The organism is Streptomyces sp. NPDC059003, assembly GCF_042740445.1.
Lineage (GTDB): Bacteria > Actinomycetota > Actinomycetes > Streptomycetales > Streptomycetaceae > Streptomyces.
This window is the reverse complement of sequence record NZ_JBHYJH010000025.1, coordinates 32,674-54,064: the sequence shown is the minus strand read 5'-3', so window position 1 is coordinate 54,064 and position 21,391 is coordinate 32,674. Positions and strand designations below refer to the sequence as shown.

The 21,391-nt window shown below is 72.0% G+C and carries 20 protein-coding genes; 14 read left to right on the top strand and 6 right to left on the bottom strand.

The features are described from left to right. Nucleotides 1–40: 40 nt before the first annotated feature. The gene (locus tag ACFWZ5_RS12790; RefSeq protein ID WP_384785374.1) at nucleotides 41–1,171 is read left to right on the top strand and encodes an NAD(P)/FAD-dependent oxidoreductase; all 1,131 of its coding nucleotides are present in this window, start codon (nucleotides 41–43) and stop codon (nucleotides 1,169–1,171) included. A 175-nt stretch (nucleotides 1,172–1,346) separates the two neighbouring features. On the opposite strand, the gene ACFWZ5_RS12785 is transcribed toward ACFWZ5_RS12790, so the two are convergent. Continuing rightward, the gene (locus ACFWZ5_RS12785) at nucleotides 1,347–2,027 is read right to left on the bottom strand and encodes a pyridoxamine 5'-phosphate oxidase family protein (RefSeq protein ID WP_384785371.1); all 681 of its coding nucleotides are present in this window, start codon (nucleotides 2,025–2,027) and stop codon (nucleotides 1,347–1,349) included. A 216-nt stretch (nucleotides 2,028–2,243) separates the two neighbouring features. Continuing rightward, entirely contained in the window at nucleotides 2,244–2,699 is a 456-nt protein-coding gene (locus ACFWZ5_RS12780) for an Lrp/AsnC family transcriptional regulator (protein WP_384785368.1), read from the bottom strand. Nucleotides 2,700–2,886: 187 nt separating this feature from the next. On the opposite strand from ACFWZ5_RS12780, the gene ACFWZ5_RS12775 reads away from it, so the two are divergent. The 8 genes from ACFWZ5_RS12775 to ACFWZ5_RS12740 all read left to right on the top strand — a co-directional run bounded on the left by ACFWZ5_RS12775 (nucleotide 2,887) and on the right by ACFWZ5_RS12740 (nucleotide 12,279). Continuing rightward, entirely contained in the window at nucleotides 2,887–3,966 is a 1,080-nt protein-coding gene (locus ACFWZ5_RS12775; protein WP_384785365.1) for an asparaginase, read from the top strand. Nucleotides 3,967–4,055: 89 nt separating this feature from the next. Beyond that, nucleotides 4,056–5,492, top strand: a complete 1,437-nt coding sequence (gene aspA, locus ACFWZ5_RS12770) for an aspartate ammonia-lyase (RefSeq protein WP_384785362.1) — start codon at nucleotides 4,056–4,058, stop codon at nucleotides 5,490–5,492. A gap of 49 nt (nucleotides 5,493–5,541) precedes the next feature. Continuing rightward, nucleotides 5,542–6,603 carry a hypothetical protein gene (locus ACFWZ5_RS12765; protein WP_384785359.1) on the top strand — a complete coding sequence of 354 codons (1,062 nt, stop codon included), beginning with the start codon at nucleotides 5,542–5,544 and terminating at the stop codon, nucleotides 6,601–6,603. A 235-nt stretch (nucleotides 6,604–6,838) separates the two neighbouring features. Beyond that, nucleotides 6,839–7,462, top strand: coding sequence for a hypothetical protein (locus tag ACFWZ5_RS12760; RefSeq protein WP_384785356.1), 624 nt, complete (start codon nucleotides 6,839–6,841; stop codon nucleotides 7,460–7,462). A 256-nt stretch (nucleotides 7,463–7,718) separates the two neighbouring features. After that, complete coding sequence (locus ACFWZ5_RS12755; protein ID WP_384785353.1) at nucleotides 7,719–9,074, top strand: ABC transporter substrate-binding protein; 1,356 nt, start codon at nucleotides 7,719–7,721, stop codon at nucleotides 9,072–9,074. A 9-nt stretch (nucleotides 9,075–9,083) separates the two neighbouring features. Continuing rightward, nucleotides 9,084–10,037, top strand: a complete 954-nt coding sequence (locus ACFWZ5_RS12750) for a carbohydrate ABC transporter permease (protein WP_384785350.1) — start codon at nucleotides 9,084–9,086, stop codon at nucleotides 10,035–10,037. Beyond that, the gene (locus tag ACFWZ5_RS12745; RefSeq protein WP_384785347.1) at nucleotides 10,034–10,927 is read left to right on the top strand and encodes a carbohydrate ABC transporter permease; all 894 of its coding nucleotides are present in this window, start codon (nucleotides 10,034–10,036) and stop codon (nucleotides 10,925–10,927) included. Before ACFWZ5_RS12750 ends, ACFWZ5_RS12745 begins: the two co-directional genes overlap by 4 nt. Before the next feature lie 29 nt (nucleotides 10,928–10,956). Then, complete coding sequence (locus ACFWZ5_RS12740) at nucleotides 10,957–12,279, top strand: alpha-glucosidase/alpha-galactosidase (RefSeq protein WP_384785344.1); 1,323 nt, start codon at nucleotides 10,957–10,959, stop codon at nucleotides 12,277–12,279. Nucleotides 12,280–12,303: 24 nt separating this feature from the next. On the opposite strand, the gene ACFWZ5_RS12735 is transcribed toward ACFWZ5_RS12740, so the two are convergent. Together ACFWZ5_RS12735 and ACFWZ5_RS12730 are read right to left on the bottom strand one after the other, a co-directional pair. Further along, the gene (locus tag ACFWZ5_RS12735; protein ID WP_384785453.1) at nucleotides 12,304–13,020 is read right to left on the bottom strand and encodes a response regulator; all 717 of its coding nucleotides are present in this window, start codon (nucleotides 13,018–13,020) and stop codon (nucleotides 12,304–12,306) included. Then, on the bottom strand, nucleotides 13,005–14,291 hold the full coding sequence (locus tag ACFWZ5_RS12730; protein WP_384785341.1) for a sensor histidine kinase: 1,287 nt from the start codon (nucleotides 14,289–14,291) through the stop codon (nucleotides 13,005–13,007). The genes ACFWZ5_RS12735 and ACFWZ5_RS12730 overlap by 16 nt, the downstream gene beginning before the upstream one ends. Before the next feature lie 219 nt (nucleotides 14,292–14,510). Here ACFWZ5_RS12730 and ACFWZ5_RS12725 point away from each other — a divergent pair, with 219 nt between their 5' ends. The 4 genes from ACFWZ5_RS12725 to ACFWZ5_RS12710 all read left to right on the top strand — a co-directional run bounded on the left by ACFWZ5_RS12725 (nucleotide 14,511) and on the right by ACFWZ5_RS12710 (nucleotide 18,639). Next, a complete protein-coding gene (locus ACFWZ5_RS12725; protein ID WP_384785338.1) occupies nucleotides 14,511–15,203 on the top strand; it encodes an ABC transporter ATP-binding protein in 693 nt (230 codons plus the stop codon). Further along, on the top strand, nucleotides 15,200–17,572 hold the full coding sequence (locus tag ACFWZ5_RS12720; RefSeq protein WP_384785335.1) for an FtsX-like permease family protein: 2,373 nt from the start codon (nucleotides 15,200–15,202) through the stop codon (nucleotides 17,570–17,572). Before ACFWZ5_RS12725 ends, ACFWZ5_RS12720 begins: the two co-directional genes overlap by 4 nt. A gap of 109 nt (nucleotides 17,573–17,681) precedes the next feature. Further along, nucleotides 17,682–18,149: a cupin domain-containing protein gene (locus tag ACFWZ5_RS12715; protein WP_384785332.1), complete on the top strand. Its 468-nt coding sequence runs from the start codon at nucleotides 17,682–17,684 to the stop codon at nucleotides 18,147–18,149. A 196-nt stretch (nucleotides 18,150–18,345) separates the two neighbouring features. After that, nucleotides 18,346–18,639 (top strand): hypothetical protein, encoded by a 294-nt coding sequence (locus ACFWZ5_RS12710; RefSeq protein ID WP_384785328.1) that lies wholly within the window; start codon nucleotides 18,346–18,348, stop codon nucleotides 18,637–18,639. Between the two features lie 117 nt (nucleotides 18,640–18,756). Here ACFWZ5_RS12710 and ACFWZ5_RS12705 read toward each other — a convergent pair whose 3' ends face one another. Next, nucleotides 18,757–19,377 (bottom strand): hypothetical protein, encoded by a 621-nt coding sequence (locus ACFWZ5_RS12705; protein WP_384785325.1) that lies wholly within the window; start codon nucleotides 19,375–19,377, stop codon nucleotides 18,757–18,759. Nucleotides 19,378–19,660: 283 nt separating this feature from the next. Between ACFWZ5_RS12705 and ACFWZ5_RS12700 the strand changes: the two genes are divergently transcribed. Continuing rightward, on the top strand, nucleotides 19,661–20,638 hold the full coding sequence (locus ACFWZ5_RS12700; protein ID WP_384785322.1) for a zinc-binding dehydrogenase: 978 nt from the start codon (nucleotides 19,661–19,663) through the stop codon (nucleotides 20,636–20,638). Nucleotides 20,639–20,811: 173 nt separating this feature from the next. On the opposite strand, the gene ACFWZ5_RS12695 is transcribed toward ACFWZ5_RS12700, so the two are convergent. Further along, complete coding sequence (locus ACFWZ5_RS12695; RefSeq protein ID WP_384785319.1) at nucleotides 20,812–21,327, bottom strand: lytic polysaccharide monooxygenase auxiliary activity family 9 protein; 516 nt, start codon at nucleotides 21,325–21,327, stop codon at nucleotides 20,812–20,814. Nucleotides 21,328–21,391: the final 64 nt, after the last annotated feature.

Sequence of the window (21,391 nt, the reverse complement as noted above, 5' to 3'; positions counted from 1 at the left end):
CTGGCGGACCCACCGAGGGAACCGAGCCAAGGAGAGAGACATGAACCACATCGTGATCGTCGGCGGTGGTTTCGCAGGCGTCTGGAGCGCGGCGTCGGCCGCACGGGTGCGCGGCGACGCCGACATACGGATCACGCTCGTATCGCCCAACGAGGACCTGGTCCTGCGGCCGCGCCTCTACGAGGCCGAGCCGGAGCGGGCGGTGGTGCCGCTGAAGCGGATCCTGGAGCCCGTCGGCGTCGAGCACGTCCGGGCCACGGTGACGGAGATCGACACGGCGGCGCACCGGGTGGTCACCGGCGACGGCGACGTCATCGGGTACGACCGTCTGGTGCTCGCGACGGGCAGCCGGCTGATCCGCCCGCAGATGCCCGGCGCGGAGCGCCTCTTCGACATCGACACCTTGGACGGGGCCCTCGCCCTCAAGGACCACCTGCGCGGCCGGACGGACTTCACGGCGGTCGTCGTCGGCGCCGGATTCACCGGTCTGGAGATCGCCACCGAGCTGGCAGGACGGGGCCGCGTGATCCTGCTCGACCTGAACACCGTCGTCGGCCCGGAGCTCGGCGCGGGACCGCGCCCGGCGATCGAAGCGGCCCTCGACCGACTGGGCGTGGAACGTCGCCTCGGCACCACCGTGGCCGCCGTCGAGGACGGCACCGCGCGCCTCGCGGACGGCACCGTGATCGAGACGGACACGGTGATCTGGACCGCGGGCATGAAGGCCAGCCCGCTCACCGCGCAGATCGAGGGCGCCCGGGACCGCCTCGGGCGCCTTGAGGTCGACCCTCAACTGCGGGTCTCCGGGGACGTCTTCGCGGCGGGCGACACCGCCGCCGCGCGCTTCGACGCCGACCACCTCACCGTGCAGAGCTGCCAGCACGCGGTCCCCCTGGGGAAGACGGCGGGCCACAACGCCGCCGCCGACCTGCTCGGCCTGCCGCTCATCGACTTCGCCCCCGGCCCGTACGTCACCGACATCGACCTCGGCGGCGCCGGCGCGGTCTTCACCCGGGGCTGGGACCGCCAGGTCGAGTCCACCGGGGTGGACGGGAAGCTGGTCAAGCAGTGGATCATGGACAAGATCCACCCGCCCGTCGACGACGCCGAGGAGATCCTGAACGCGGCGGACTACATCTACGTGGAGATTCCGGGCGCCCACGAGCTGTGAGCGGATGAGCCGACGCGCGCTTGAGTCGACGCACGGTGGGGCGGACACGCGGGGAAGTGGACGCGCGGGGAAGTGGACGCGCGGGGAAGTGGACGCGCGGGGAAGTGGACGCGCGGTGGGAGCGGCCGGTCGCCGACAGCCCGGTTGCTCCCGGCCGCTCGTCGTCCTGTCCGGATTATCCGGCTCGGGTGTTGCCGCGAGCGGCGATGTGCGGGGGCGGCGCGATGCCGTCGGGGAGGAGGGGGTCGGCTTCGGGCTCACCCCACGTGGCCGTCAGGGGCAGGACGCCCGCCCAGATGCCGAGGGCGGCGTCGGGCCCGTCCCCGTCGTCGGGCGCACCGGTGCGTATCTTCACCGACGCCTCCTCCAGGGAGAGCGCGAGCAGGGATGTCGCCGCCAGCTCCTTGCGGTTCGGCTGCCGTGCGTAGTCCCACTGTCCCGGTGTCGCATGCTCGGTCAGGCGGCGCAGGCCGGCCAGCTTCTCCTCCGGGTCCGTGACGAGGCGCGGGACGCCGTAGACCATCGCGCTGCGGTAGTTCACGCCGTGCTCGAACACCGAGCGGGCCAGGACCAGGCCGTCCATGTGCGTGACGGTCACGCACACCGCCGCCTCGGGCGAGGCGACCAGGCTGCGGCTGGCGACGGAGCCGTGGAAGTACAGGTACCGGCCGTCACTGCCGTAGACGGTCGGCACGACCATGGGGACCCCGTCGACGACGACTCCCAGGTGGCACAGGAATCCCGCCTCCAGGATGGCGTCGAGCTGTGCCCGGTCGAGACTTCCCTGCTCACGCAGGCGGCGATGGCGCGTACGGGCCGTATCCGGGAGCTCGGAGGGGAGGTGATCGTTGTTCACGTCGGCTCTTTCGCAGGTCTGGAACGTCAGGGGCGACACGGGGCGGGCAGCGGCCGGCGACGCGTGGAGCGGACGGATCACTGCTCTCGCACAGATGTACGGTAACGAGATCTGCTGTCAGGGCGCTAGTAGGCAACGGAATCAGTTTCGGAAAGCCTGATCGGATGCGGAAAGCATCGCTGGCGCGGTCCGCCCCGGAGTCGAACCGGGGGCTCATCAGTGATCCAGTGGCAGTCCCCGCGGCTCCTTCACGCGCTTCATGATGATCTGCGAGTTCACCTCCGTGACTCCCGCCAGTGCCGTCAGCCGCTCGATCCAGAGGCGTTCGTACGCACTGAGGTCCGCGACGGCGATGCGGAGCAGGCAGCCGGGGGTGCCGAAGAGCCGGTGGGCCTCGATCACGTCCGGGATGTCCTGCAGCGCCGCCTCGAAGGCCTCGACCGTCTCGCGGTCCCGCTTCACCTCGACCGAGACGAGCACCTCGAAGCCCCGGCCGACCGCCTCCGGGTTCACGATCGCCCGGTAGCCCTGGATCACCCCGTCCTTCTCCAGCTGCCGCACCCGCCGCATGCACGGCGACGCGCTCAGGCCCACGCGCTGGGCCAGCTCCTGGTTGGTGAGCCGACCGTCCTTCTGGAGCTCGCGCAAGATATCTAGATCAATCTGGTCCATGGCGCAATTATCCACCCCATCCGAAACGAAAGCCGCGGATATTGGCAACCACATTGCGCGTGAATCGACCTATCGTTGCCCTGCGCAAAAACGGGAGCGGAAGCCCCATGCAGCAACACGCGACACAAGCAGCGCACAAGCGACACAAGCACAACAGGCAGCACAAGCAGCACAAGGAGTACGCGGAGTGGGACAGGCGGCAGTGGCAGACACGCGGGACCGGCGCATCGTCGTCATCAGCACCGGCGGCACCATCGCCAGCCGCTGGCAGGGCACCGGCTACGCCGCCGACGCCCCCGGCAGCGACGTACTGGCCACGGCCGCACTCCCCGAGGGAGTCACGACCGAGGTCATCGACCTGTTCAACGTGAACAGCCCGCGTCTGACCACCGCCCAGCAGCTGACCCTCCTGCGCACCGTGCACGAGGTGCTCGCCGACCCCGGTGTGGACGGCATCGTGGTGACCCACGGCACCGACACCCTCGAGGAGACCGCCTTCCTCCTGGACCTCCACCACCGCGACGCCCGTCCGGTGGTCCTCACCGGGGCCCAGCGTCCGCTCGGCACCGCCGACGGCGACGGCCCCGGCAACCTGTACGACGCCCTGCTCACCGCGGCCTCCGTACGCAACGCCGGTGTCCTGGTCGTCTTCGACGGCAAGGTGCACGCGGCCCGCGGCACCGTGAAGACGCAGACCCTCGCCGCGGACGCCTTCGCCGACCCTTCCGGCGTCCGGCTCGGCGACGTCGGCTTCGGCAAGGTCGTCCTGCACCAGCGGCACGTCGAGCGGCCCGAACCCCTGGACCTGCCGGGCGCGACGGCCCGGCTGCCCCGCATAGACATGGTCATGCACCACGTCGACGGTGACCCCCTGCTGCTGAACGCCGCCGTGGACGCCGGTGCGCAGGGCATCGTCCTGATCGCGACCGGCGCGGGCAACGCCACCCCGGAGTTCGTCGACGCGGTCGCCGCCGCCGTGGCCCGGGGCGTGCTCGTCGCCCTCACCACGCGCGTGCCGGCCGGGCCGGTGACCGAGATCTACACGCAGGGCGGGGCCGTGGACCTCGTCGCCGCGGGCGCCGTGCCCACCGGAACGCTGCGCGCCGGGCAGGCCCGGATCGCGGTCCTTGCCGCACTCCTCGCGGACCCCGACGCGGTCGCGCACGCCGACCTGGGAGCGGGCGGGTCCGGGCGCGCCGACCTGCTGCGCCGCCTGCTCGACCGGCCCGCCCACGAGAGCGCGGAGCTCGCGGGCGTACCTGCCTGACCTCCCTCTCCCGCCACCCCACCCTCCCGTACCGCAGACCTCGTACGGCAGACCCGCGTACCGCGTACCGCAGCGAAGGACCCCCTCAGATGCTCGCCCCCAGCCCCAGCCACCGCCGCGAACACGACCTCCTCGGCGACCGCGATGTCCCGGCCGACGCGTACTGGGGCATCCACTCCCTGCGCGCCATGGAGAACTTCCCGATCACCGGGACGCCCATCTCCGTCTACCCGCAGCTGATCGACGCGCTGGCCGCCGTCAAGGAGGCCGCCGCGCGCGCCAACCAGGAGCTGGGGCTGCTGCCCGCCGAGAAGGCCGACGCCATCGCCGCCGCCTGCCGGGAGATCCGCTCCGGGAAGCTGCACGACCAGTTCGTCGTGGATGTCGTCCAGGGCGGCGCCGGGACCTCGACGAACATGAACGCCAACGAGGTCGTGGCCAACCGCGCCCTCGAACTCCTCGGCCACGCCAAGGGTGAGTACCAGCACCTGCACCCCAACGAGGACGTCAACCTCAGCCAGTCCACCAACGACGTCTACCCGACGGCCGTGAAGATCGCGACGATCACCGCCGTGCACGGACTCCTGCGCGCCATGACCGTCGTCCAGGACGCGTTCGCCGAGAAGGCCCTGGAGTTCCGGGACATCCTGAAGATGGGCCGCACGCAGCTCCAGGACGCGGTGCCCATGACGCTGGGCCAGGAGTTCTCCGCGTACGCCGTCATGCTCGACGAGGACCGCAGCCGCCTCACCGAGGCCGCCGAGCTCATCCACGAGATCAACCTGGGCGCCACCGCCATCGGCACCGGTCTGAACGCGCCGCCCGGATACGCCGAGACCGCCCGCCGCCACCTCGCCGAGATCACCGGGCTGCCGCTGGTCACCGCCGCGAACCTCGTCGAAGCCACCCAGGACTGCGGCGCGTTCGTGCACGTCTCCGGCGTCCTCAAGCGCGTCGCCGTCAAGCTCTCCAAGAGCTGCAACGACCTGCGGCTGCTGTCCTCCGGGCCGCGCGCCGGGCTCAACGAGATCAACCTGCCGCCCGTACAGGCCGGTTCGAGCATCATGCCGGGCAAGGTCAACCCGGTGATTCCCGAGGTCGTCAACCAGGTCGCCTTCGAGGTGATCGGCAACGACGTCACCATCACCATGGCCGCCGAGGCCGGTCAGCTCCAGCTCAACGCCTTCGAGCCGGTCATCTTCCACACGCTGTCCAAGAGCATGACGTCGCTGCGCGCGGCCTGCCTCACGCTCGCCGAGCGCTGCGTGTCCGGCATCACCGCCAACACCGAGGTGCTGCGCGCCACCGTGGAGAACTCCATCGGCCTGGTCACCGCCCTCAACCCGCACATCGGGTACACGGCGGCCACCGCCATCGCCCAGGAGGCCCTGGCCACCGGGCGCGGTGTGGCCGAACTCGTCCTGGAGAGGGGCCTGCTGCCCGCCGACCGCCTCGCCGAGCTCCTCACTCCCGAGCGGGTGGCGGGCACCGTGGGCCGCCAGGGCCTGACGGGACGCGCTGTGTGAGAGTGGGACCTGCTCAATCGGTGGCGTAAGCAGCAGGTATGGGGGAGGCGTGAGCCAGGTGCTCTATGGCGAGCGGTCGTGGAATCCGTTGGCGCGGACCGTGGAACTGACCGAGGACCGGCTGCGGAGGGGCGGCAGGACCACGCCGCTGAGCGAGCTGAACCTCGGCGCCATGGCCGAGGCCTTCCAGCGCGGGTGCTGGCTCGGGGGCGGCGGGGCGGAGCGGTCGCTGGAGCGCCTCGCGGAGGGGCCGGGAGTCGTCCCGGTGACCCGCGTCACCGGCACCGCCACGGTGGTGAAGGTGCGGCAGGCCGCCGCATTCGCCCGCGCGTTGGGGGAGTTGGCGGTACGGCAGAGCGGCGGGCCCGACCGGGTGACCGCCCTCGCGGAGCAGGCCCGAGCCGAGGGCGTACCGCTGTGGATCGCGCGGCGCAGCGCGCCGGGGCCCGCCGGACCGGTCACCGTCGCCGTGGACCGGCGCCTGGTGCGCGTGGACGTCTGGGGCCCGGGCGCCCCTGTCGTACGGATCCGGGCGCCGCACGGCTTCGTCGGCGATGTCGGCGGACCGTCCAAGGGCCTGTGGGTGACGGTCGGCGAGGCGACGGCGGAGCTCGCCCTCACGAAGAAGCTGCGCAAGTCCAAGAGTTCCGTGGAGGTGCGAATGCCCGGGCAGCGCTGGGAGCTGCGGCGCGAGAACGCGGTGAGCTCCTGGCTGCTGCGTGACGACCGGCGCGTCGCACTGATGACACGTCCCCCGCGCCGGCCGGTGCTCGAACCGGGCACGGTGCTGCTGCCGCTCGCCCCGGTGCGGTACGAGGGCGCGGACCCGCTGGATGCCGTGATGGCGCAGGTCTTCGCCGTCGCCTTCGGGCTCGGGGACGCGACGGGCCTGGCCCGGTTCCGGATGGAGCGGTCGTCGGCGAGAGCGGGCGACTCGGTCGGTCCGGACGACAGCTGGGACCGTCCCTGGTTCAGCAACCTCGGGCAGGGCGGCGACGACAACGAGCCCGGCGGCGGTGGCGGCGACGGCTGGGGCGCGGACGGTGGCGACGGCGGAGACGGCGGCGGGGGTGACAGCGGGGGCGGTGACGGCGGCGGTGGTGGCGACTAGCCACCCCGGGCGCCGCCGCCCGAATCCGCTGTGACTGAGCTGTGATTCAGCCGAAAACTTCAAGATCGTCCGTGGGGTGATTGTTGAAACCGGCCTGGTGATCGGTCGAGGTCGTGTGATTCGTGTGTGAGTTGTGGAGAGATGTGGCTGGAAAGTCCAGCTGGTGTGATGGATGTGTCGTTCATACGGTGATGGCGCCCGCATCAAGGTGGGCCCACAGGGGAGGATTTTCACCGTGCGAAGACGAGCTGGTGTCCTGTCCGCCGCGGTCGCAGTCGCGGCCGCGGCATCGTTGTTCTCGGGCGCCCTGCCCGCACACGCCGCGGATCTGCCCACCTTCAGGGTGGGGATCCAACTGGCCGACGCGGGGGGTACGTCGCAGTTCGGCGCCGAGCAGTTCACCAAGAACGTGAAGTTCGGCAACAGCAGCTCACCCTGGGCCGGCGACGCCAACGGCTACGACCCGGACGCCGCCCTCATCGACCTCAGCACCGTTCCCGGAGACCTGCTGAACCAGCTGGACTTCCGGATCGGCGCCCAGGCCATGGACGGCAGTGGCCACTACGGACCGGTGCAGTACAGCCCGTGGGCGAGCGAGGGCGGCGGCGACTCGCCGCTCGCCACGGACGACAACGGCTACGACCCCGACAAGTACCGGATCTTCCTCGACACCCGCCGCTGGCCGTCGACCGCGACCCTGGTCGACTTCCGGCTCTCCATCAGCACGGTGGACCGGGGCCGCTACAGCGTCCCCGCCGTCACGCCGTGGGCGAGCCAGGGCGGTGGACGCAGCCCGCTGGCCGTGGACACCAACAGCTACGACTTCGACGGCATCGTCGTCGGGCTCGAAGTGCAGTGACTGTCCGGCTCGACAAGCCGTGACGGCCCCGCTCGCAGTGCCGTAGCAGCCGCACGCGCCGTGCGGTAGCACCACCCGGCGGTACCCACCCCGCCGCGGAAGCGCCGGGTTCCGGACGGCCGGAACCCGGCGCGCATCGCTTCACGCCCCTTTCTCCCACCGGCCATCCCCTCGTACCTTCCCTGCGGACTCGACGGCTCGACGGCTCGACGGCTCGACGGTCGGCGGGCGGCGCCCGATCCCTCGGGAGGTAGCGATGACGGCTGTACCCGGCGCGTCCGGTGCGTCCGGTGCGCCCGGCCCGCGCGATCTGCTGTCGCGGCGCGGACTGCTGCGGGCCGGGGGTGCTGGGGCGCTCGTCGCGGCCGGTGCCGGGGCGTTCGGCTGCGCCGCGGGGGCCGCCGACGGGGTCGGCCCCGACGGGCGCGTCACCCTCCAGCTGTGGCACGGGCAGACCGACATCGCCGCACAGGCCGTCAAGAGCCTGGTCGCCGCGTTCCAGCGGCAGCATCCGGACATCCGCGTGGACCTGGGCGGCGGCGTCATCGCGGACGCGATGCTCCAGAAGGTCACCGCGGCCCTCGCCGCCGGTTCCTACCCCGACGTCGCCTACGTCTTCGGCTCCGACCTGGCCAGCGTGGCCCGCAGCCCCAAGGTCGTCGACCTGACCGACCACGTCCGCAAGGGCCCGACCCCCTGGCACACCTACTGGGCGCCCGCCAGGGACGCCGTCACCGTCAACGGCCGGGTCCGGGCGGCGCCCGCGCTCCTGGACTGCCTGGCCGTGGTGTGCAACAAGAAGCTGTTCGCCGACGCCGGCCTCGGCCTGCCCCGGGCGGGCTGGACCTGGCGGGAGTTCACCGACACCGCCCGCCGTCTCACCGACGCGGCCAAGGGGCGGTTCGGCACCGGCTGGCCCGGCACCGGGGACGAGGACACCGTGTGGCGCCTGTGGCCCCTGGTGTGGGACCTGGGCGGCGACGTGATCGCCGACGACGGGCGGAGCATCGGCTTCGCACAGGAGGGCGTCCGTGCCCTGGAGGTCGTCCAGGACCTGGCGCGGCACAAGAGCGTCTACCTCGATCCCAAGCCGGGCAGCGAGCAGATGAACCAGGTCTTCCTCGCCGGGCGCATGGGCATGCTGATCGCGGGGCCCTGGCAGCTGCCCGACCTCAAGCAGGCCGGGCTCGCCTACCACACCGTCCCGCTGCCCAGCTTCAGCCGCCGCCCCGTCACCATCTCCGGCCCCGACACCTGGGTGCTCTTCGACAACGGCGAGGCCCGCGCGCAGGCCGCGCGGACCTTCGTCACCTGGCTGATCCAGCCCGCCCAGGACAACCGCTGGGACCTGCGGGCGGGCAGCCTGCCGCTGAGCCGCCGCAGCGAACAACTCCCGGCCTGGCGCGAGCACGCCAGCGCGACCCCGGGCCTGACGGTGTTCACCGAAGCGGTCACCTCCGCACGCGTACGCCCCGTGCATCCCGCCTACCCGCGCGTCTCCCGCTCCCTGGGGCAGGCCATCGTCTCCGTGCTGCTCGGCCGTGCGAGCCCCGCCGACGCGGTGCGCTCGTGCGCCGAGAAGTCCAACGCCGCCCTGCGGATCCCGCGTTGAGGACCTGACATGCCCCGACTCCCCACTCCGCTCACCCTGCCTCCGGACCGGTCGGCAGCCCACGCCCGGCGCCGGCGCCGCCGCAAAGAGACCGCCACCGCCTGGGCGTTCGTCTCTCCCGCGGTCCTCGTCATCCTCGGCCTGAGCATCCTGCCCATCGTCTGGTCGCTGCTGCTGTCCTTCCAGGCCAACGACCTCGTCACCCCCAGCCGCTGGGTGGGCCTGGACAACTACCGCGCACTGCGCCAGGACCCCGACTTCCACCAGGCCGTGCGGAACACCGCGGTCTACACCGTCCTCTACGTCCCGCTGAGCATCGCCATCGGCCTTGCCCTCGCCCTGGCCCTGGACCGGCGCATCCGCTTCGTCGGCCTCTACCGCACCCTGTTCTTCGTGCCGTTCGTCATCTCCGCCACGGCACAAGGCGTGCTGTTCTCCTTCATCCTCGACCCGGAGTTCGGCGCGGCCAACTCCGTCCTGCACCACCTGGGCATCTCACCGCAAGGATTCCTCACGGACCCGTCACAGGCGCTGATCGTCCTGGTCGCCATCACCCTGTGGAGCGGCACGGGCCTGTGCACCGTCGTCTACCTGGCCGCCCTCCAGGACGTACAGCAGTCGCTCATCGAGGCCGCCCGCCTGGACGGGGCGGGGCCGCTGCACATCCTGCGGCACGTGACGCTGCCCGCGCTCGCACCGGTCAGCGTGTTCCTGCTCCTGTGGCAGACCATCCAGGCGCTCCAGGTCTTCGACCTCGTCTACGTCACCACCAGGGGCGGCCCCCTCGGCTCCACCACCGTGATCGTCTACTTCATCTGGGAGCAGGCCTTCAAGGAGTTCACCGCCGGGTACGGCGCCGCGGCCGCCTGCGTCCTCGCCCTGGCGCTGCTCGTCGTGACCGTCGCGCTGCGCGTCGTACGCGGCCGCGAGCACACCCCTCGTACGAAAGCAGCCGCCCCATGACCGCGACCACGACCGGTGGCCCCTCCCGCGTCACCTCCCCTCCGGCCGCGGCGCCCGCCGCCCCGCGGCGCCGCCCGCGCCTGCCCTTCAGCGCCTGGCACCTGCTGCTCGTACCGCTGGCCGCGCTGTTCGGGGTGCCGCTGCTGTGGCTCCTGCTCAGCTCGGTCATGAGCAACGCCGAGATCAACCGCTTCCCGCCGGCCCTGTGGCCGTCCCGGGTCGACCTGGGCGGATACCGGTACGTCCTCGGCAACGCCATGTTCCCGCGGTGGCTGCTCAACTCGGTCGTCGTCTCCGGTGCCGCGGTCGCCTCGAACCTGGTGTTCGGCGCGCTCGGCGGCTACGCGTTCGCCCGGATGCGGTTCGCCGGCTCGCGGCTGCTCCTCGTCCTGATGCTGGCGACGATGGCGGTCCCGTTCCAGCTGACGATGATCCCCACCTTCCTGGTGATGAAGAAGTTCGGGCTCATCGACACCCTCGGCGCGCTGATCGTGCCGTCGCTGGTCACGCCGTTCGCGGTGTTCCTGCTGCGGCAGTTCTTCCTGTCCCTGCCGAGGGAGCTGGAGGAGGCCGCCTGGATCGACGGCTGTTCACGGCTGCGGGTGCTGTGGGCGATCGTGCTGCCCCTCGCCCGTCCCGCCCTCGCCACCGTGGCCGTGCTGACGTTCCTGACCACGTGGAACGACCTGACCTGGCCGCTGATCGCCATCAACCACGACACCCAGTACACGCTGCAACTGGGCCTGACCACGTTCCAGGGGCAGCACCAGACCCGGTGGTCCGCGGTGATGGCGGGCAATGTGATCACGGTGGTGCCGGTCCTCATCGCGTTCCTCCTCGCGCAGAAGGCCTTCATCCGCTCGGTCACCTCCAGCGGCCTCAAGAGCTGACCGCCCCCGAGATTCGGAGTGCCCGTCCCATGACCCGTCCCCAGATCGCCTTCGTCGGCGCCGGCAGCGTGGAGTTCACCCAGGGCCTGCTCGCCGACCTCTTCGCCTTCCCCGAGCTCAAGGGCGCCCGTATCGCCCTGCACGACATCGACGCCGAACGGCTCGCCACCGCCGAAGCCGCCGCCCGCTACATCGCGCGGGAACGCGGCGCCGACGCCCGCATCACCGCCCACCCCGACCGCCGCGCCTGCTTGCACGGCGCCGACTTCGTCATCAACACCGTGAACATCGGCATGGCCGAGGCCACCCGCACCGACTTCGCCGTCCCCGCCCGCTACGGACTGCGCCAGACCATCGCCGACACCCTCGGCGTCGGCGGCATCTTCCGCGCCCTGCGCACCTTCCCGTTCCTCAAACAGCTCGGCGAGGACATCGCCGCGCTCTGCCCCGACGCCTGGCTGCTCAACTACACCAACCCGATGGCCATGAACATCCAGTACCTGACCCGGGCCACCGGCCTCACGCGGGTCGTCGGCCTGTGCCACTCGGTGTACTGGACCATGCGGGACCTGGCCGACCTCGTGGGCGTCCCGTACGACGAGATCACCTACCGGGCCGCCGGAGTCAACCACCAGGCCTGGGTGCTGCGCTTCGAGCACCGCGGCAGCGACCTCTACCCGCGCCTCGACGAACTGATCGCCCAGGACGCGCAGTTGCGGCGCCGGGTCCGCATCGACATGTACCGACGGCTCGGCTACTACCCCACCGAGACCAGCGAGCACTCCTGCGAGTACGTGCCCTGGTACCTGCACCACGACAGCGAGGTCGACCGGCTGCGGCTGCCGGTCGGCGCCTACCTCGGCATGGTCGACGAGAACGTCGCCACCTACCACCGGACCCGCGACGCCCTGGCCGAGGGCGCCCCGCTCGCCGTCGAGGGCACCATGGAGTACGCCCCGCAGGTCATCCACAGCATGGTCACCGGCACCCCGCGCACGCTCTACGGGAACGTCCCCAACCACGGCCTGATCGACAACCTCCCGGCCCACGGTGTCGTCGAGGTGCCCTGCCTCGTCGACGCGTCCGGCGTCCAGCCCACCCGCGCCGGGTCCCTGCCGCCGCAGCTCGCCGCCCTCAACCGCACGTACCTCAGCATGAACGACCTGGTCGTGCGCGCCGCCCTCGACGACGCGCCACGGCACATCCGGCACGCGGCCATGACCGACCCGGCCACCGCCGCCACGCTGACCGTGGCACGGATCTGGCAGCTGTGCGACGACATGGTCCGCGCCCACGGGGACCTGCTCCAGCCGTCGTTGCGCGTGCCGCTCGCCGACACGGTCGACGGCTGACCGGGCTGCTCTCCGTACATAGGTCTACGACGCGTTCGGGGAGCCGCCGCCTCCTGGGGAGACCAGCCCCGTTTCGTAGGCGAGGACCACGGCCTGGACGCGGTCGCGCAGGTCCAGTTTCTGCAGGATGCGACTGATGTGGGTCTTGACCGTGGTCGGGCTGAGGTGCAGGCGGTCCGCGAGTTCGGTGTTGGTGAGGCCCGTCGCGAGGAGGCGGAGCACCTCCAGCTCGCGTGGGGTCAGGTGGGACAGGTCGCGGTGCAGGGCGGGGGGTTGTGCGGGGTGTGACGCGTCGCGCTGGGCGAAGCGCTCGATCAGCCGGCGGGTGATGGCCGGTGCGAGCAGCGCGTCGCCGGTCTGCACCAGGCGTACGGCCGCCACCAGGTGTTCGGGGGTGACGTCCTTGAGCAGGAACCCGCTGGCGCCGGCGGTGAGCGCGGCGTAGACGTAGTGATCGAGGTCGTAGGTGGTCAGGATGATGACTCTGACGCCGTCCGCCTCGTGGTCGGTGAGGATGCGGCGGGTCGCCTCGATCCCGTCCATCCGGGGCATCCTGATGTCCATGAGGACGACGTCGGGCCGGGTGCGGCGGCACGCGGCGACCGCCTCGTTCCCGTCGGCCGCCGCGGCCGTCACCTCGATCCCGTCGGCGGCGAGGATCATCCCGAAGCCCGTACGCACCAGGGCCTGGTCGTCGGCGATGAGAACCCGCAGGGGCGGTCGGCTCACGCGGTCCGCCAGGGGACTCGGGCCGTGACCTGGAAGCCTCCGGTGAGGGTCGGCCCGGCCGTCAGCTCGCCGCCGTAGACCGCGAGGCGCTCGCGCAGCCCGATGAGTCCCCGGCCGCTGCCGTCCGCGGGCACGGAGTCCCGCGCGCTGCCGCCGGTGTCGGTGACCTCGATCTCCAGCGCGTCCTCGGAGCAGCGGACCGTGACGGAGGCGTCGGCGCCGGGCGCGTGCTTGATCGTGTTGGTGAGCGCCTCCTGGACGACCCGGTAGGCGGCGAGGTCGACGCCGGGTGGCGGCGGGTCCGGCGGCAGCGACACGGCGCAACGCACCGATGTCCCGGCAGCACGCACCCGCTCGACCAGGGCGTCGAGCTGCCCGAGGCCGGGCTGGGGCTCCAGGCCGTCGGGGCTCTCGTGGTCCGGGGCGGCGAGCAGCCCCATCACATGGCGCAGCTCGGCCATGGCGGCCCGCCCGCCGGCCTCGACCGCGAGCAGCGCCGCCTTCGACTGATCGGGCGCCGCGTCCATCACCTTGCGCGCCGCACCCGCTTGGATGACCATCACGCTCACATTGTGGGTCACGACGTCGTGCAGCTCCGCGGCGATGCGGGACCGCTCCTCGGCGACGGCACGGCGCGTGCTGTCCTCCTGCTCCCTCTGGAGCTGCCGGTACCGGTCCCGGCTCACCGCCAACTGCCGCTGCCAGAAGCGGATCAGGGTGGCGAGCACCCCGGTGACCAGCAACACGACCGCCGGGCTCGACCAGCCGGGAAGGATGGGTTCCGTCTCGCGGAACGCGACGCCCGCAAGCACGGAAGCGACGGCGAGCCCGGTCGTCGCCCGTATCCGGTGGCGGCTGTGGACGACGGCGCTGTAGGCCCCGATGACGCAGGTCACCACGTTCATCCAGGTGGCGTCGTCGACCATGACGAGCGTCGCGCCGAGCACCACCGCGAACACGGCCAGCGGCCAGCGGCGCCGGGCCGCAAGCGGGAGGGCCGAGAGCATGACGAACGGCCAGACGAGCGACGGCTCCTCGACCACCGCGTGGTGGCCGGGCGCAGGGGGCTCGGGCGGCATCGGCACGTCCTGACCGACCTTGACCGGCCCGCTGTCGGGATAGCGCATCGCCACGAACAAGCTGACGCCGGTCAGCACCACCGCAAGCGCCCCGTCGACGCGCAGCGCCCTGCGCGAAGGAAGGGGAGGTTTCCCTTCCGTATGCAGCACGTCGTGCAGCAGCTGACGCCATCCGCGCCGGAGCTCCGAAATCACCGCATTCACCGGCTCATTGTGCGGCCTGCCCTCTCCAGCCCACATCAGCGGGAGAGCTGAGGGTCCTGTCCCTCAGGAGTACGTCGCGCGGAGGACCCCGCGGCCCGGTCCTCCGCGGGAAGGGCCCGAAGTCGTTGCCGTGGCCGACGCGGCCGACGGACGCCGCGCCTACCTTCGCTGAAGCCTGCCACCGGCCGAGAAGCCCTGATGCGAAGGACGGATGCTCCCATGACCCAGGTGATCCAACTGGAGGGTGTGACCAAGCGCTACGGCAGCGTCGGCGCCCCCGCACTCGGCCCGATCGACCTCCGCGTCGCTCAGGGCGAAGCGCTCGCCGTCACCGGTCCGTCCGGCAGCGGCAAGTCCACCCTGCTGAACCTCGTCGCCGGCCTGGACAAGCCGAGCGACGGCGCCGTGACCGTGGCCGGGCGGCGCGTCGACCAGCTGCACGAGCACGCGTCGGCGCGATTCCGTCGCGAGCGGATCGGCATGGTCTTCCAGTTCTTCAACCTCCTCGACGACCTGACCGTCGCCGACAACATCCAGCTCCCCGCCCAACTGACCGGCACCCCCAGGCGCAAGGCCGCGGCCCGTGCGGCAGAGCTCATGGACGTACTGGGGATCGGCCGACACGCCCGCGCCTATCCGGGGCGGCTGTCCGGCGGCGAACGCCAGCGGGTCGCGGTCGCCCGTGCGCTGGTGAACCGGCCCGCGCTGCTGCTCGCCGACGAGCCGACGGGCGCGCTCGACACGGCTTCGGGCCTCGACGTACGGGAGCTGCTGGTCGATCTGCACCGAGGCGGCCAGACCATCGTCCTGGTCACACATGACCTCGCCCTGGCGGAGGCCTGCGCGAGCCGCACGATCCAGCTTGTCGACGGCCACCTCGCACACGACTCCCGGGCGGAGGCCGTCCGATGAGCGTCTTCGGTACCGGCGGGCTCGGCCGGGTGGTGCGGTCCGGCGTCGGCCGACGGCGCGTGCAGACCGTGGTGATCGCCCTGGCCACCATGATGGCGGTCGCCTCCGCCGTGGTCGCTGGGGCGCTCATCGTCGCGTCGGACGCGCCGTTCGACCACGCCTTCGCCCGGCAGCGCGGCGCGCACCTCACCGCCCAGTTCGATCCGGCCAGGACGAGCACGGCACAGCTGAAGGGCACCGGGGAGCTCGCCGGCGTCACCGCGAGCGCGGGGCCCTTCCCGGCCACGACGATCCGCCCCGTGGACGCACGCGGCGGACATCTGCCCACGCTGACCCTGGTCGGCCGGTCCGACCCGCACGGCGACGTGGACGACCTGGACCTCAAGTCCGGGCGGTGGGCGGCGAAGCCGGGCGAGGTCGTCCTGTCCGCGTCGTTCGCCGGACCCATGCTCGAACTCGACACCACACTGAAGGCTTCGGACGCGCCGGACAGCCCGCCCCTGAAGATCGTCGGCTTCGCGGTGTCGGCCGGCCAGAGTGCCGACGCCTGGGCGACCCCGGACCAGGTCGGCGCACTGGCCTCGAAAGCCGGCCCCGTCACGAGCCAGATGCTCTACCGCTTCGACTCCGCGGGCACGCCCCGACAGATCACCGCCGACCGGAAAACCCTCACCGCGGCCGTGCCGTCCGGGGCACTCCTTGCCACCCAGTCCTATCTGGACACCAAACGCGCCGCCGACCAGGGCACCGCCGTGACGATCCCCTTCCTGGTCGCCTTCGGCGTGCTCGGCATCGTCATGTCCGTGATCATCGTCAGCAGCGTGATCAGCGGCGTGGTCGGCAACAGCCTGCGCCGGATCGGCATCCTCAAAGCCATCGGCTGCACACCGCGCGACGTCGTGCGGGCCTACGTGGCCCAGGCACTGATCCCCGCAGGCATCGGCGTGGCACTCGGGACCGTCCTCGGCAATCTCCTCGCTGTGCCGCTGCTGAAGGACACCGAGCAGGTCTACGGCAGCCCGTCCCTGGCCGTCGCCTGGTGGGTGGACCTCGTCGTGCCCGCCGCGGCGCTGCTCGTCGTCGCGATCGCGGCGCTGGTGCCCGCGCTGCGGGCCGGGCGGCTGCGCACCGTCGAGGCCATCGCGGTCGGCCGGGCGCCCCGCACCGGACGCGGCCAGTGGGCACACCGCTCGCTGGGACGGCTGCCGCTGCCCAGGGCGGTGACCTATGGGCTCGCCAGCCCCTTCACGCACCCGGTCCGTACCGCCGCCATGCTGCTCGCGGTGGTCTTCGGCACGGTCGCGGCGACCTTCGCACTGGGCCTCACCTCGTCCCTGAACGCGGTCGGCGACGCGTCGGACCCCGAGGAGCGCGCCGCCGTCACGGCCATCAGCGGCATCCCGGACGGCGCGCCCGGCGGACCGCGCCCCGGCGAAGCCGGCGGGCGGCCCCGGTCCGCCGACCCGGCGAAGGTCCGCGCCGCCATCGAGGCCCAGAACGGCACCGCCACGTACTACGGCATGGCCAGGAAGGACGCCACCGTGACCGGCCTCTCCAAGCCGGTCAGAGCCAGCCTCTACCAGGGCGACGCACGCTCCGGCAGCTACGAGATGATCTCGGGGCACTGGCTCACCGGTGCCGGACAGGCCGTCGTGCCCACAGGTTTCCTGGAAAGGACCGGCACCAGGATCGGCGACACGGTCCGCGTGACCCTCGGGAAGGACACGCAGACCCTGCGGATCGTGGGCGAGGCCTTCGACACCTCCGACGACGGCCTGTCGATCCACGCGGACCTCGACACCTTCGCCGCGGCACAGCCCGAGGTCTTCCAGATCGAGGTGGAACCGGGGATCTCCCCGGCCGCGTACGCCGGCGAGCTCGCCGAGGCACTGCAGCCGCTCGGCGGCGACGCGATGGCCAACGCGCCCTCGCAACAGGACAACATGATCCTCGTCCTGGACGCGATGGCGGCACTGCTCACGCTCATGCTGGTCTCCGTGGCGGGCCTCGGCGTCCTCAACTCCGTCGTCCTGGACACCCGCGAGCGCGTCCACGACCTGGGCGTCTGCAAGGCGCTCGGCATGTCGCCGCGGCAGACCGTGAGCCTCGTACTCGCCTCCGTGGCCGGAATCGGCGTGCTCGGCGGCCTGATCGGCGTACCGACCGGCTACGCCCTGCACCGCTTCGTCCTCCCGAAGATGGGCCACGCCGCGGGCACCAACCTGCCCCCGTCGGTCCTCGAGGTGTACGCCGCACCGCAGCTGGCGCTCCTGGCCCTGTCCGGCATCGCGATCGCCGCACTCGGCGCACTGCTCCCCGCCACCTGGGCCGCGAGAACCCGTACGGCCACGGCACTGCGCACCGAGTAGCGCCCAGAGGGCAAGAACCGTGAACTACGCCTGGATGAAGGGGAACTGACGTAGCGTTGGCTCCAGCTGCACGGTGAGGCGATGGTGAGGCGATCCGGAGGGGAAACCCATGAGCATGGCGTACCTGGCCCAGGGGGACCAGCACCAGCGGTTGGAGTGGCTGTCCGGCAGCACCCTGTCCCTGCTGCTCGACGGCGCCGCCACCGACGGTCAGCTGACCGTCGGCCGGTTCGACGTCGAGAAGGGCGAGGCCCCGCCGTTCCATCTGCACACCCGCGAGGACGAGGTGTTCCTCCTGCTCAGCGGCTCGGCCCTGGTCTGGTACGGGGAGGAGGAGTACGAGCTGGGGGAGGGCGGCATCGTGTATCTGCCGCGCGGCGTCCCGCACGCGTACCGCATCACGTCCGAGCGCGCCGACCTGCTGATGATGTGCACGCCCGCCGGCATCGAGGGCATGTTCCGGCACGCGGGCCGCGACCGCTCCGGGCCCCGTCCGGCCGACTTCGAGATCACCCCCGAGCTCCTGGCCGAGGCCGCCGACCGCTACGGCCAGATCACCGTCGGCCCGCCGCGCTGACGCGCCGACTACCGCGCGGCGTGCGCCGGGGTGCTTGCGGCGCCACCAAGGGCGCGGGCGCCCCCGCCATGCCTCAGCTCCCCACGCCCGGCCCTCGCCGACCGTCGACGCGCGGACGGCGGCCAGGTAGGCATAAGGGGGGTCGCACCGACCGGTGCGATCGCGCCACACCGTGAGCGAACAGTGGGGGGACCACATGGCCATCATCGTCACGTTCGAGATGTCCGGCGTCGGACAGGAGCTCTACGACGCCGTCATCAGCCGTCTCACCGACGGCGGCGAGTTCACCTCGCTCGCCGACGTTCCCGCACCCGGGCTCATCGCCCACGCGGCCGGACCGACCAGCGACGGCTGGCGGGTCGTCGACGTGTGGGAGTCCGAGGAAGCGCTGGAGAGCTTCTCGAAGGTGCTCCAGCCGATCCTCGCCGACCTGGGCCACGCCGACGCCGAACCGCAGATCATCCCTGCGCACAACGTCGTCACGAGCTGACCGACAAGTGAGCCGGCGGCGCGGCGGGTTCAGGACATCGGGTACGACCGGCGCGGCGCGTCGGTCCCGTCGTCGCCCGGTGGTCCGCCGCGCCGCTCGGCTCGTCCCGTGGGCGCGTCACGCCTTCTTGAGCGCGGCCAGGGCGTCCCGCGTGTCGGAGGTGAGCATGTCCTCGGCCTCCCCCTCGGACGGCGGCTTGACGGCACCGGTCGACGAGGTGCCGTAGAAGCTCCACTGCAACTCGAACGTGAACCAGCCGTCCCGCACGCCGAGCGTCATGCTGGAGAGGTCCTTGTCGCCGCTCGTGCCGCGTCTCTCGGTGACGAGGTAGGCCTCGTCCCCGATGCCGCCGACCGCCTTGGTCCGGTAGGAGTACGTGTCCTGCGACCGGTCCTCGAACCCCTTGTACAGGGAGGCGAACTCGCCCTTGGGGCTGGTCTTCTTGTGCCACTGCGCGGTGCTGTTCACGAAGATGCTGGAGTAGTCGGTCGTGCCCGCGTCGCGGTCCTTGAGGCTGTAGCTGCAGTTGCCCGCGTCGAGTCCCCGCTGCCGCGAGGCGTAGTGCGTGTTCGGGCTCGCGGTGTCCCGGGACTCGTAGCGCTCCTTGAACGCCTTGATGGTGACGGCGTCGCACAGATTCCGCTGGAACCGGTAGCCGGCGAGATCGGCCTCGGCGTCGTCGCCCCCGAGCGCGCCCGTGCCGAAGAGCACCCCCGCCCACACTGCGGAGGCGACCACCGCGCCTCCAAGACCCCACAGCCATCCCGACGTGCCCGCCCGCGGGACGCCCGGAGGCGCACCGGGCGGGGCCGGCGGGGCCGGGGGCTGCCCGTAGGGGTAGGGCTGCGGACTCGGTTGCGGAGGCACCGCTGCCTGAGGGGGCTGAGGCTGCGTATACGGGTTCTGCTGATAGGGATTCGGCGGCTGCTGCGGCGGTATGGACATGGTGGGCAACGTACCCTGCGGCATCCGCCACGTCCCCCGCGGTGCACGGACTGGGCTGCCCGGCAGAATGTCGGGCATGCGTGCTGCGTACATCGACGAATGCGGTCCCGCGGGTTCCATCCGGTGCGGCGAACTGCCCCCGCCACGGCCGGGCGCGTACGACGTCGTCGTGGACGTCGAGGTGACGACCGCCAATCACGTGGACACCTTCGTCCGGGCCGGTGCCGTGGACCCACCCGTGGAGTTTCCCTTCGTGGTCGGGCGCGACCTCGTCGGCCGGGTGGCCACTGTCGGCGACGCGGTGGCGGGGTTCGCGGTGGGGGAGCGGGTGTGGTGCAACAGCCTGGGGCACGGCGGGCGTCAGGGCGCGGCGGCCGAGCGGGTGTGCGTCCCGGCGGAGCGGCTCTACCGGCTGCCGGACGGCGTCGGCCCCGCCACGGCGGTGACTCTGCTGCACCCCGCCGCGACCGCCTACTTGGGCCTGGTCACGCACGGCGGGCTGCGGCCCGGGGCGACCGTCGTGGTGATCGGCGCGGCGGGCAACGTCGGCGCCGCGGCGGTCGTCGTCGCGGCGGCGGCAGGCGCCCGCGTCGTGGCCGTCGCCCACCCCCGCGACGAGGCGTACTGCCGCGAGCTCGGCGCCGACACCGTGGTGGACCGCACGGCCGAGGACCTCACGGACCGGCTGTCCCGTGCCTGCCCCGGCGGGGTCGACCTCTACCTGGACGCGGCCGGAGTCAACGACCTGTCCTGCGCGGTCGGCCTGCTGGCCTGGCGCGGCCGGATCGTGCTGCTCGCGGGGCTGCACACCACGCCGACGCTGCCCGCGGGGGAGCTGTACGTGCGGGACGGGTCCGTCGTCGGCTTTGCCATCACCCGGGCCACGGTGGCGGAGCTCGCGGCGGCGGCCGAGCACGTCAACGGCCTGCTCGCCGACGGCCGACTGCGGTCGCGCGAGGTGCTCACGCTGCCGCTGAGCGCCACCGCCGAGGTCCACCGCATGCTGGAGGCCGGTGAACTGCACGGCCGGCGGGTGGTGTTGAGGGTGACGTAGCCATGTCGAAGGCGAGGGGCGAGGGGAGAGGCTCGTGTCGGGGAGTGCGGGGAGTGCGGGGAGTGCGGGGAGTGCGGCCCGGGTCGGCCCGCCCTGCTCCGTCCCGAGCGGAGCCCCGCACAGGCGGCGGGTGGGCGGGCCGACCGGGCCCCGTGCGGGGCCGTGGTGCCGCGTCAGCCCCTGATGTTGACGTCGACGCAGACGTAGAAGGCGTTCGCGGTGTCGTAGATGTTCCACACCGCGAGCACCTTGTGCCGGCCGGTGATGCCGCCGAAGTCGACGGTGTGCGTCACGGTCGTGGGCGGCTGGGCGCCGCCGTCGTTGATCTCCTTGATCTTCTGTCCGTCGACGAAGTACTGCCAGGTGCTGGTGCGGTGCGGGGCCGTCAGACGCCAGGTGAACTGCTGCGAGCGATTGACGTCGGAGACCTTCCAGCCCCTGCTGTCGTCGTCCAGTTCACGGAACCGCGCGTTGCCTCCGCTGCAGCTCCTGAGGCCCTTGGGGCCCTCGACGCTCTGCGGCTCCCACTTGATCTCGCCGCACGGGACGGTGCCCGCCGCGCACTGCGCCTGACGGCTCGGCGGCGAGTTGATGTAGCCGTGCGCGCCGGCCGGTGTGACCGACGCGAGGACCAGGAGGGGCGCACACGCCGCACCCAGGCCGGCGGCCAGCTTCCGCTTGGTGTTCATCACTGCTCCCTCTGAGGTGGGGGGATGAGGGGCGAGTCGGCCCGGCGCCGAGGCCGACCCATTG